The organism is Psychrobacter nivimaris, from assembly GCF_904846365.1.
Classification (GTDB): domain Bacteria; phylum Pseudomonadota; class Gammaproteobacteria; order Pseudomonadales; family Moraxellaceae; genus Psychrobacter; species Psychrobacter nivimaris_B.
In genome coordinates this window covers 55072-67216 of the sequence record NZ_CAJHAL010000008.1, presented here as the reverse complement: position 1 = coordinate 67216, position 12145 = coordinate 55072, and the positions used below count along the sequence as shown (strand labels likewise).

The window sequence follows — 12145 nt, the reverse complement described above, 5'->3', positions numbered from 1 at the left end:
CATCAGATAGACCATAATCATAGACTATTAAAACCTTCCTATAAAGCGTCCCTTATTATTAATATTGTACGCGTTTAAAATATGGATTTATCAATGACCTCTATTCCTCTTTGTCTACCTGACACTATCACGCCTGAGCAGTTCCTAACTGAATACTGGCAAAAAAAGCCACTTCTTATTAAGCAAGGGTTGTCGCAACTGATTGATATGTTTGAACCCGACGACATGATCGGTCTTGCCCTCGAAGAAGACGCTAGCGCGCGACTGCTAACCCAAGCGGCGAGTAAAAAAGAAGGTCAAGCGCAGTGGCAACTTAAAAAAAGCCCACTAACTGAGACTGATTTTGAAAACCTACCAGAACAGTGGACGGTATTGGTACAAAATCTCGAGCAATGGTCACCAGAGCTTGGACAACTGTGGCAAGCGTTTGACTTTATTCCGCAGTGGCAGCGTGACGACATCATGGTGTCTTATGCACCAGCTGGGGGATCGGTCGGTAAGCATTATGACGACTATGATGTGTTTTTGGCACAAGGCTATGGCTCTAGACGTTGGCAGTTGGGCAAGTTCTGTGATGAGCAGACAGAGTTTGTTGCTGATGAACCGCTGCGTTTGTTTGATGACATGGGCGAGATTATCTTTGATGAGGTACTAGAAGCAGGTGACGTGCTTTATGTACCACCAAAACTATCGCATTTTGGTGTGGCACAAGATGACTGTCTGACCTTTTCTTTTGGTTGTCGTCGTCCAAACCTGATGCAAATTGTCGATAGCGTAGCGGATATTGCGACCAACGACAGCAAGTTGTTTGTCCCGATGCTACTACCACAAGCACTACAGAACTCAGGTGAACTACAGGCGAACAGTATCGCTGCTATCAAAGCACAATTGCTAGAGATGCTACAATCTAGTCGCGGTGACGACATGATTCGTCAGGCAGTCTTGGAGGTGGTCAGTAAGCGTCAATACGATGCACTAATGCCAGAAGAAACATTAGATACCGATGAGCTAATGCAAGCGCTATCAGAAGGGGCCACATTGCAGGCGGACTATAGCAACCGCCTACTCTATAGCCAGACCACTGATGGCACCGTGCTATATGCCAATGGTCAACGTATCGATGGGCTCGATGAAGCGGCGATAGCAGTACTAGTACGCTTGGCCAATGGTGAAGCATTACAACATAGAGACGTCACCGATGTTGATGCAGATGATTTGAGCGAATGGCTAGAGAACGGCTGGGTATGGGTGGATATTGCCGAATAAAATTCCATAATCAAATTTCAGCCAAACAGCGCAAATAAAAAAAACCGCTAACTGATAATGACTCAGATAGCGGTTTTTTCTTATACATCTTATGCAATCACTGGTTTGGTAGTTATAGCGCTACCAAACACCGCTTAGCCTTTATAAAAGTTGATATAAAAGCGAAGCGGATTCGTAATTAATGCAGTGATTCTACTCTGTACCAAGCTCAAGCAAGCTCGCGTTACCACCGATTGCTGTGGTATTGATAGTCTTGACTCGCTCAGTGACAAAACGATGTAGGTAGTCAGGCGTTAGCATTTCTGACAAGCCTTCCATATCAGTAACACTAATAACCTGCGTCAAAATACCGTCAGTATTGGCAAGCTCTTGACTGATAGCCTGCACTTCGCTATGGCTGCCAGACACTGCTACTTGCGCTAGACGATCGATATATAAAAGTGTCACAGTTTGCGAATCATTAGCCACACTTAATACATCTTCGCTGATACCTGTATCGTGCAATATCTTAGCCGCTTCATTACACATCTCATCTTGGCTTGGGCAATGCAATATAACTTCATTACCTGTTAGGAGTGCCGCGATAAGCTGACCTAATACTGCCATGGCTCTAGCAGTTTCGCCGCCGATGACCATCGTCTTACCACGACCAGTCACATACAAGTCATTAGACTCGCCTGTTGCCCCTGTCATACGATGCATCTCATCCAAGCTAGGCACAGCGCTCAACAAATGGTTGAATAAACGCTTTGCTTTATTGGCATCACCAGTGAGCAATGCCAGCTTTGGAATGGCTGCTTGTAGATACGTTGCGCGATTGACTGCGCCGAGTAATCGCCAAGATTCACAAACCTGGGCATGATTTTTTTTGAATTCAGTCGCCATGTTGCTACTCCTTATGCGAGTTCTGTTTGAGTGGTAGTTTGGGTTTCAGTCGCAGTCATATGAGCAGCTGACTGTTCAGCGTTGACTGTTTCTGAGCTAAGTTGCATCAGACGCGCGACATAGTGCGGGCCACCAGCTTTAGGGCCAGTACCTGACAGACCACAACCACCGAATGGCTGTACGTTTACGACCGCACCGATTTGGTTACGGTTAATGTAAGTGTTACCAACAAATGCGCGGCGCTCAATGTGCTCAACAGTACTTTCAATACGGCTATGGATACCTAACGTCAAACCAAAGCCTGTGTTGTTGATAGCATCAATCAGCTTATTCAAATCACGTGCTTGATAGCGCAGTACGTGTAGAATTGGGCCAAAGTGCTCACCACCGATCACATCGATGCTTTTCACTTCGATTGCGGTTGGCAGTACAAAGGTAGACTTCTCTTGACTGACGACTGAGCTTGAGCTCATCGGCGTCTGTGCCAAGATAGTAGCAGTCGGCTCAGCACTCATACGTTCGATGTGCGCCTCTAAACCATGCTTAGCATCCGCATCAATTACTGGACCTACATCTGTGGCAGCATATAAAGGATTACCTACAGACAGCTCAGCCATGTTACCTTGCAACAGCTCAATTAGATCATCCGCCATTTCTTCCTGTACACACAATATGCGACAAGCTGAACAACGCTGACCTGCTGAACCAAATGCTGATAATACCGCATCTCTAACGACTTGCTCTGGCAATGCTGTTGAGTCAACGATCATCGCATTTTGACCGCCAGTCTCAGCGATAAAGACAGGCAATTCGCCACTGGTTTGTGCATGATCATTTAAGCTTTGGTTAATACGTTGGGCTGTTTGAGTAGAGCCTGTAAATATCACCCCTGCGATATTGTCAGCAGCCGTCAAAGCACCACCTACCTCGCCTGCGCCAATGACTAATTGCAATGCTTCTGCAGGTATACCCGCTTGATACATCAACTGGGCACCAAAGTGAGCTACCAAACTGGTTTGTTCAGCAGGTTTCGCTACTACCGTGTTACCTGCAGCAAGTGCAGCTACAATCTGTCCCGTATAGATAGCCAATGGGAAGTTCCATGGACTGATACAAACAAAAGTACCGCGTGCTTTATATACTTGACGAGACTGCTTGCCAGCCAAATCTGTAAACTCATGTACGACGTCATCTAAGCGCTCTGCTTCGTCAGCATAGAAACGACAGAAATCAACGGCTTCTTTGATTTCATCAATACCGTCTTGCATGGTTTTACCCGCTTCAACTTGGCATAGTGCCATTAGCTCAGCGTAGTTTTCTTCGTATAGCTCAGCAATCTTACGTAATATCTCAGCACGCTTAGCAGCTGGTACATTTTTCCATACATCTTGACCGGCAACAGCAACGTCAATCGCTTGGCGAGCCACTTCAGCGTTAGCATAAGTTACTTTACCAGCCCTAACTTCGTGGTTCCAAGGCGCAAGTACAGTCTGCTTATCAAGCTGATTCGTTTGACCATCTACTTCATAGGTATCAACAGCTTTACCATTAATAATAGAGGTTGCTGACCATGTCTTATGCAGATGGCTATCAATAGCTGATTTGAACGGCAACCATTGTGACTCTACAAAGATATTAGGGCCAAAACTTGCACGACGTTCACCGTAAATCTCTAACGGTAACGGGATGTCTGGATTGTGCAATGTTGCATTGCCAAGCAGCTTGTCATATGGATGCACTGTTAGCTTTTCGATTGGGTAAGACTTGTCTAGCAACTGATGAACAAACGAGCTGTTGGCACCGTTCTCAAGCAAACGGCGCACCAAGTACGGTAGCAAGTCTTTGTGTGCACCTACTGGCGCATAGATACGTACAGGAATCTCATAAGCTTGCAAAATATGATCATAAAGCGCATCGCCCATGCCGTGCAGACGTTGGAATTCAAAGTCTCTATGTGCACTCATGGTCATGATTGAAGACAATGTATGCGCATTATGCGTCGCAAACTGTGGCCAGATTAGGCCGCGCAGATGGTCTGACAATAAGAAGCGCGCACAAGCAAGGTATGCAGTATCCGTACCTTCTTTACGTGTCCAAACTGGATAGCCTGATAGACCTTTTTGCTGAGCAAGTTTGATCTCAGTATCCCAGTAAGCACCTTTTACTAGACGTACTGGAATACGATCACCGACTTCAGTAGACAAACGAGCAAGCCACGCTAATACAGCGATTGCGCGTTTAGAGTACCCTTGTACAACGATACCTAAACCATCCCAGTCCGCCGTTAAATTATCACGGTACAAAGACTCAAACAGTTTGAGAGAAATCTCCAGACGATCTGCTTCTTCAGCATCAATACTGATATCGACATTGACTTCACGTGCCGCTTCAATCAATAGCAGGCAGCGCTGACGCAATAAGCCCATTACTTGTGCTTCTTGCGTGGCTTCATAGCGAGGATGCAGTGCTGATAATTTGATAGACACTGACGGCTTTGGCATGCCTTCTTTGACTTTTACGTTCGCCGTAGCTCTGATCGCATGTAGATAGTCATTGAAATATTTTTCCGCATCTTTATGCGTGATAGCCGCTTCACCTAACATATCAAATGAATAGGTATAGCCTCTATTACGATATGGCTGGCTGTTTTTATTGGCGTCTTCGATGGTCTCGCCCAATACAAACTGATGGCCCATGATACGCATGGCTTTTTGCATCGCACTACGAATGACAGGCTCGCCCATCTTCTTAGTCATGCGATCCAAGAAACCTGATGCAGTGGTGCTGCTGTCAATACTGACAACGCGACCAGTCATCATCATGCCCCAAGTAGAGGCATTGACCATAAAGCCGTTGTCATTTTTGATGTGCTTTTTCCAGTCAGCCACACTCATTTTGTCATGAATCAACGCATCAGCCGTATAGTTGTCTGGTACACGAATCAAGGCTTCTGCCAAGCTCATTAGCAAGATACCTTCTTGGGTATCGAGGCTATACTCAAGCAATAATGAGTCAACCATCTTGACGGCTTTACCATCATTACGTACGTGCTCGACCAGTTTGCGCGTTTGCTCAGCAGCAGCATCGCGTTCTTCTATACTGGGTTTGGCAAGTGGCAATAACTCAGACAACCAACGTTCTTCATCGGCGCTATATAGCGGCGAAATACGTTTATTTAGCGCTTCTGCTGACTGGGCGAGATACTCAGGCGACAGCATATCAACAGGATTAAACAAGATCGGCTCTTGCGGGGTAAACTGGTCTACTGGGTTCATAATAACTCCATAACTATCGTTTAAAAACCATAATAAATGGTGCTTTAGGAAGTCTGATCGTTCTGTATAACTGCTCATAACCGCTATTAAAAAATAGTGGTTATTGACGGATATTCACAGCAATAATCAAAAGACCAAACGGCGCCATCACAAAACTAAAAATCCAGCATAGGCTGGAGACGGTTAAGTAGGTCGTTCGACTGTTAAACGGGCTACGTTAACAATACAAAGGCAACAACGAAAAGCTAAGCGGCATTAGTGCCTTCTTCTTGTTAGTAGTGAAAGGAGTGTGATGACCAAATATCGCCTTATTGAACCGAAAAATCGCTCTAATAATCACAAATCTGTCATCTTTTATGATGCTAATTCACTGTAAGAAAAACCTCTACGGCGTTGATTGAGGTGATGCGCTTAACTCGGCTATAATATCACGAAAGTTTTTTTCAAACTAACGAAATTCACTATTTTCATAAATTAATATATATCTAAATAACAATAACTTACAAGCACTTTATTGGCCATGACGCTTTGGTTACGTTTTTTTGTTTACTATTGCCCATAGTTTGGCATCACCCTACTTAATGCTGCTATCAGAAATACTAAACATTAACCATAAGAATATCGGGATTAAATTAAGACGATAGTCTTATAATACTGACAAAAAAACCCTCTTTATCATCAGCTGATAAAGAGGGTTTTTGTTTAAGACGCTATCTAATGTCTCACAATGCGTTGCATTATAAGAAGATAATCTTGAACAACAATATAGCAGTCAAAATCCAGACAGCGATACTGATATCTGCAAACTTACCTGCAATTGCTTTTACAGCCGTAAAGGTAATAAAACCAAGTGCGATGCCGTCAGCGATAGAGTATGTAAGCGGCGTGAATAGCAATACCACGACCACTGGTGCTGCTTCTGTTAAGTCGCTCCAGTTAATGTCTTTTAGAGTACCCATCATGAGTACGGCTACATAAAAGATAGCGCCAGCCGTTGCATAAGCTGGAATCATACCTGCTAATGGCGAGAAGAAGATACTGAACAGGAATAACACACCTACCGTAACAGCCATCAAGCCTGTACGGCCACCTGAGGCGATACCAGAGATACTCTCAATATAGCTAGTCGTCGATGAAGTACCCAATAAAGAACCCGTTACTGTCGCTGTTGAATCAGCGAGTAGTGCCTTGCCCATGTTCGGGATATTGCCATCTTTGTCCGTTAGTTTTGCTTGGCTAGTGGTAGCAATCAAAGTACCAGCAGTATCAAACAAATCGACAAATAAGAAAGCAAAGATAACACTGATCATGCCCACATCAAATGCACCAGCAATGTCTAACTGCATCAGCGTCGGTGCAATAGAAGGCGGTGAAGAGATGATACCTGTGAACTGTGTATAGCCCATTAATAAGCTAATCAACGCAACCAATAAAATACCAATGGTTACCGCACCTGGGACTCTCTTATAAGACAGACCAATGATAACAACAAAACCTAATGAAGCCATGACAGGACCGAATGATGTCATGTCACCAAGACCAACTAAAGTTGCATCATGATTGACGATAATACCTGCGCTTTGCAATGCAATAAACGCCAAGAACGCACCAATACCAGCAACTACGCCGTTCTTGAGGGATGTTGGAATAGCATTAATAATTGCTTCACGAATCTTAAATAGACTCAATAGTACAAAGATACAACCAGACAAGAACACCGCACCTAGCGCTGTCTGCCATGCGTAGCCCATACCAAGCACCACACCATAGGTAAAGAAGGCATTAAGACCCATACCTGGTGCGAGCGCAACTGGTAGTCGGGCGTAGATACCCATAATGAAACAACCTACTGCTGCTGCTATACAGGTCGCTACAAATACGGCCCCTTTATCCATACCTGCATCGGCTAAAACGTTAGGGTTGACAAAGATAATATAAGCCATCGTCAAGAACGTGGTTATACCAGCGATGATTTCTGTTTTGATCGTGGTATTTTCACCATTAATCCCAAAATAGCGTTCAATTGCATTCATAAGTGTCGCCCCCGACTGGCTAATAAAAAGTCATCATTACCTAAAATTGAACATGACCTCAGCGAAAAAATAACGATGCCACAATAAGAATAATGTAGTAACAAAGCGTAACATATTAGACCAGTTATCTTACAAACTCAATCGTTGATAATGTCTATCTCGTACAAAATAGGATTTTGAGAGACTTCAAGACTATCGGTCAGAAAAGCCACATGAAAAGCTATATATAGTCATGCTGCTCGACGCTATTCGAAAAACTACTTTCTACTCGTTATTGAGGAAATATTCGGTTTGAGTCATAAGTTTTAGGTAATAAGTATTTGCTCGGTCATTATCCATGTTATCCAACTAACTATTGAATGAATCAATAGCAGCCCAACTAAATAGTCGTTTAACACATTAATAATGACCTTTCTCTCATTTAGAAGTAAACTAGGGGGTTATTATACCGATACCTAAATCGCGATACTTACTGTTGCAGCATTTTTCTAAGCACAGTTACAAATTTTTAGTGAAGAAACGTGCTGCGTATTAAATAATAAAAAGTAAATAGTGTTTGTTTAGGGGTTGTCTGGTTCGGATACCACTATTCCAGCCAGCTGTTATCAATTATTCGTGAGTCCATTACATGCCTGAATCATTAAATATTGTCGATCTTATTACCCAAGCCAGTCTATTGGTGCAGATTGTGATGGCACTATTGTTATTAGCTTCTTTGCTCAGCTGGGTTATTATCTTTCGCATGAGTGCTCGACTTGGTACAGCCAAAAACTTTGATCAACAATTTGAGACTTGGTTTTGGTCAGGCGAAGACTTGGCCAAACTATATCAAGGCATTCAAGGCTCTCCTGATCGTCAGGGACTTGAGCAGATTTTTTATGTGGGCTTTTCAGAATACCTAAGAATGCATAAAAAGCGTCAACCTAAAGACGACATTATCGATGGTGTTGAACGCAAGCTACGCGTCGGCCTAGGTCGCCAGCAGCAATTGCTAGAGTCGGGACTGACGACGCTAGCCAGCATTGGCTCCGTTGCTCCGTACATCGGATTGTTCGGTACAGTGTGGGGCATTATGAATGCCTTTTTGGGACTGTCTCAAACTGAGCAAGCTACCCTCGCCTCTGTCGCTCCCGGTATCGCCGAAGCACTGATTGCCACAGCCATGGGTTTGTTTGCCGCTATCCCTGCGGTATTGGCATACAACCACTTCACAGCAAAATCGAGCCAACTATATGACTCGCGTGCCTTATTTTGTGATGAGATGACGGGCATGCTGCAGCGTGAGACCAGCGTACAAGCACCTATTAGCAAAGAAACCCAAGTTAATGCAGGTCAGGTGACAGGGCTATGAAACCAAACCCCTACGGCCGTGAAAAAAAAGCTCTTAATGCAGAAATGAACGTCGTACCTTACATTGACGTCATGCTGGTGCTACTGGTGATCTTTATGGTGACAGCGCCGATGCTGATTACAGGCGTCGATGTTGATTTGCCAAAAGAACAAACCAATACCATGAGTCAAAGCCAATTACCTGTGATTGTCTCGTTGACTGACAAGGGTGATATTTTTATCAGTTATGAAAGCAATGTTGACGTGCCTGTAAGTGAGCCTGAGCTGATTAATACATTATCTAACCTACAGTCTCAGAGCGATAATAGTAATGCTGAGCCAGTACAGGTGATGATCAATGCCGATCAAAACAATCAGTATGGTGCCATCATGACGCTCATGGCAACTTTGCAGCAAGCAGGTATCGAAAAAGTTGGATTACTGACCGGTGCGCCTCTACCGACGCCATCATTCCAATAGCTATACCTTCTATATAGGTATGTCACATCATAGCAGCCAATCCGATAAACCACGTTCATGAGTATCCATACCATGCATAATGCGCCTGCCGTCTATGTCCCCACCGAACCAGAAAGCAACGGCCTAACATTGCCTACGTTGCTAAGCTTACTGGCGCATGGCCTTGTCATTGGCATACTGGTTTATAACTATCAAACCACTGAAGTTGAGATTGCTGGTAGTATTGAGACGGTCATGGTATCCCCTGAGCAACTTGCTGAAATGCAAGGACAAATACTGGCCAACCGTGCAGCAGCTAGCGCAATGCAGATGGATAGTAGCACTAGCGACTCGTCTAGTAGTGCCCAGCCAGAAATATCTGGTAGTAGCGTCAGTGCGCAAAATTCAAGTCAGTCAAGCTCTCAGCGCGTGCCTGTATTTACACGATCTGAGGAGCCAGCTGGTCAACCCATACTGATGAGCGAAGACCATCAACAACGTCTGCTTGAGCGAAATCAAGAGTATGAGCGCAAAATGGCTGAGTGGGCAGCACAACTAGACGAATCCGCTATGGAAGAGCTTGACCAAGTCGATCAAAGCAAACGCGACCAGCTCATAGAAGAACAAAAAAGACTGGGAGAGTTTCGTCAAAAGCAGAACAATCCACCAAAGATAAAACGTCCCACTGCTAGCGATCGCAATATTGAGATTGATACTGCCGGCTCTGGCAATGCAGGGAAAACCTTTAGCCTATCAGATGGGCAGTCTACTATGTCTGGTGATACGTCAACCTCTAGTACGTCCAAGGGCAGTAGTCGTTCTGCATCCAGTGGCAGTCGCGGTGCCAGCAACAGCGAAATCATCAACTTAATCAAGCGCAACTATACGCCGCCTACCGCCGCGCGAGGCTCTACTCAACGTGCCATCTTGACCATCACTGTCAATGAAAATGGCGATGTGATCAACGTGACGGCCTCTGGACCTGATAACACGGTCAACGAAGCGGCAAAACAAGCGGTACTCAATACTGGCAGTCTCCCGATTGATGCTGATGACCCTAAATACCCGACTTTTACCATACAGTTTAAAGGCAGCAATTAATCAGTTGCTAGGTTCTTATAATATTGGTAACGTGACGTTAAGCGGCTTGTCTCGCATAGGTTGCTGCCTCATCTAGATGCTTGTCTCATTAAATAAAAAATGAATATCATACTAATTTTAGGAGCTCCCTTTACTCATGCGTACCCACAAAAAACTACTAGTCTCATTACTCGCCAGTACCTCAGCATTGCTAATATCGCAAAGCGTGCTCGCTGCACCTGTTGTACTAGAATTGGACTATGAGATTCCGGTTCAGCAAAACCAAGTTGCGTTTGTATCGTTTGCGGGTGACTCTGTCTTATCACCGATTATATTAAATGACTTGAGTAAAACCGAGCTAAAAGTAACCAATCAAGATCTACCACAGCAGCCGCACAGCAGTAAAGAGCTGACAGGTACATTACCCGTTTGGCAAAGCATGGGCATACCGTATCTGGTTGTCGGCAGTACGCGTACCAATCGTGGCAAAATAATCACCGATTATGAAGTCATCGATGTCAAATCTGGTCGTGTGATAGAAGGCAAGCAAAGCCTAACCGCCGACAATAATAGGGAAAGTATGCGTTATGCCGGTCATGTCATCGCAGACAAAGTGTACGAGCTGATTACTGGTATTCCAGGGGATTTCTCAGGACGCATTGCTTATATTGAAGAAACAGGAACTGGCAAACAAAAGATCTCTCGTCTCAAAGTGATGGATGCTGATGGCGAAAATGCTAGAACCATTACTGAAGTCGCAGGCTCTATTTTTTCACCAGCATGGTCACCTGATGGCAACCGTATTGCCTACTCGGTACAGCGTGAAAAATCATATCCTGTTATCTACGTGCAAAACGTCAGTGGCGGCGGCGCAACTGCTCTGACGCCTTTTTCAGGTAGCAACCTAAGCCCTTCGTTCTCTCCTGATGGCAGCAAGATATTATTCTCTAGTAGTTTTGAAGGTAGCGCTGATATCTATGAGATGAGCGCCAGCGGCGGTACACCTAGACGCCTCACTAATTTGCCAAGCAGTGAGGTGCAGCCAAGCTACGCTCCTGATGGCAAGTCATTTGTATTTGTCAGTGACAAAACTGGATTCAATAAACCACAAGTCTATCGTTATGAATTTGGCTCGGGACGCACAACCAAAGTATCAAATGGTGGCTATGCGACTAGCCCGCAGTTTAGCAGCGACGGAACACAAATCGCCTTTTTAAGTGGACGCTCAGCCGCGATTATGAATAGCAATGGTGCGGTGACGACCAACCTTGGTAATACGGGTATCGATGAAGCCCCAAGCTTCTCACCCAATGGCAAGCGCGTGGTCTATGCGTCAACCCAAGGCGGCAAAGGTGTACTAACGATTAAATCATTGAATGGTGGCGAAGCGTTCGGTAAATCAGGACAAGGCATCATCCGCTCACCCGTATGGTCATCAAGTCCAAAATAATTGGTCGTACACCAAAGTAGCAATTTTGGTTATAGTGGAATAAATATCAAGCAAGCAAAATTAAAATGCCCCAATCATAGTCGTTATGGTTGGGGCTTTTTTTGATTAAAAAACAGCAATAGAAATAACGATAAATCTTAGTACTTATATATTCTAAATGGTCAGCACCCCCTCGTCTTTGATCTACTTTCCAATGTTACCTAACCCTCCCTCCTTCGTAACAAACCTGTAAACGCACTAGTATCAAAAAAAAATTGCAATGATTTGTATTTTACCTATACCCTAAATAGACCTGACTAATTGGTCAGGTTGTTCAAATATTAGCCAACATATATTAGCTATTTTCATTGTTTATCTTACAGACGGAT

The 12145-nt window shown here is 44.4% G+C and carries 8 protein-coding genes; 5 read left to right on the top strand and 3 right to left on the bottom strand.

Translation table 11 applies throughout. The features are described 5' to 3' along the window. Positions 1–93 precede the first annotated feature (93 nt). Entirely contained in the window at positions 94–1266 is a 1173-nt protein-coding gene (locus JMX63_RS05345; protein WP_201571419.1) for a cupin domain-containing protein, read from the top strand. A gap of 192 nt (positions 1267–1458) precedes the next feature. Here the strand turns inward: JMX63_RS05345 and JMX63_RS05340 are convergent, their stop codons facing one another. The 3 genes from JMX63_RS05340 to JMX63_RS05330 all read right to left on the bottom strand — a co-directional run bounded on the left by JMX63_RS05340 (position 1459) and on the right by JMX63_RS05330 (position 7459). Next, positions 1459–2151, bottom strand: coding sequence for a 1-pyrroline-5-carboxylate dehydrogenase (locus tag JMX63_RS05340; RefSeq protein WP_201571417.1), 693 nt, complete (start codon positions 2149–2151; stop codon positions 1459–1461). A gap of 11 nt (positions 2152–2162) precedes the next feature. Next, entirely contained in the window at positions 2163–5426 is a 3264-nt protein-coding gene (gene putA, locus JMX63_RS05335) for a bifunctional proline dehydrogenase/L-glutamate gamma-semialdehyde dehydrogenase PutA (protein ID WP_201571415.1), read from the bottom strand. A gap of 737 nt (positions 5427–6163) precedes the next feature. After that, a complete protein-coding gene (locus JMX63_RS05330) occupies positions 6164–7459 on the bottom strand; it encodes an NCS2 family permease (protein WP_201571413.1) in 1296 nt (431 codons plus the stop codon). 628 nt (positions 7460–8087) lie between these two features. On the opposite strand from JMX63_RS05330, the gene tolQ reads away from it, so the two are divergent. From tolQ to JMX63_RS05310, 4 genes are all read left to right on the top strand, one after another. Continuing rightward, positions 8088–8810, top strand: a complete 723-nt coding sequence (tolQ, locus tag JMX63_RS05325; protein WP_102092824.1) for a protein TolQ — start codon at positions 8088–8090, stop codon at positions 8808–8810. After that, complete coding sequence (gene tolR / locus JMX63_RS05320) at positions 8807–9268, top strand: protein TolR (protein ID WP_201571412.1); 462 nt, start codon at positions 8807–8809, stop codon at positions 9266–9268. Before tolQ ends, tolR begins: the two co-directional genes overlap by 4 nt. 57 nt (positions 9269–9325) lie before the next feature. After that, complete coding sequence (locus tag JMX63_RS05315) at positions 9326–10348, top strand: cell envelope integrity protein TolA (RefSeq protein WP_227673246.1); 1023 nt, start codon at positions 9326–9328, stop codon at positions 10346–10348. 136 nt (positions 10349–10484) lie between these two features. Next, positions 10485–11777, top strand: coding sequence for a PD40 domain-containing protein (locus JMX63_RS05310; protein WP_201571410.1), 1293 nt, complete (start codon positions 10485–10487; stop codon positions 11775–11777). Positions 11778–12145 lie beyond the last annotated feature (368 nt).